The sequence below is a fragment of the Pseudomonas sp. AC463 genome (assembly GCF_979253585.1).
Genome location: NZ_CEEDDZ010000108.1, coordinates 1 through 473, shown reverse-complemented (window position 1 = coordinate 473; position 473 = coordinate 1). Strand labels below are relative to the sequence as shown.

The following is a 473-nucleotide window of genomic DNA, read 5'->3' as shown; positions in this document are numbered from 1 at the left end:
GAAGCCGACCGCTTCGCCGCTATGTTCCAGCGTGCGGTGATCGAGCCGCCGGCCGTTGCCGATGCCGAGACCATAGCCGTTGGTGGTGCCGTCGGTCAGCTTCACCGCCGTCTCCTGCTCCGCCCAGTCGTCTGCGGGCAGCAGCGTGCGGTTCATGCGTGCGATGTCCCATTTGGCGAGGTCGGCCGCGGACATCGACAGCTCGCCGGCGGCATACAGCCAGCCGCGCGCCGCCGGCGTTTCGACGCGCACGGGGCCGAGCGCGAACCGCTTGTAACCCTGCGGGTAGCGCGGTCCGGTTGCGAGGTCCTGATCCATCGCCGCCATGCCGAGCGGGCGGAACACGCGCGCTTGCAGGAAGTCGATCAGCGGCATTCCCGCGACCTTCTCCACGATCATGCCCGCGACGACATAGCCGGTGTTCGAATATTGCCACTTCGTGCCCGGTTCGAAGTCGAGCGGCTTCTTCGCCC

The 473-nt window shown here is 67.9% G+C and carries 1 protein-coding gene; it reads right to left on the bottom strand.

What is annotated here, in order from left to right:
- Positions 1–473: serine hydrolase domain-containing protein (locus tag AC0IYH_RS29315; protein ID WP_471837534.1), on the bottom strand; the 473-nt coding region annotated here is incomplete at both ends.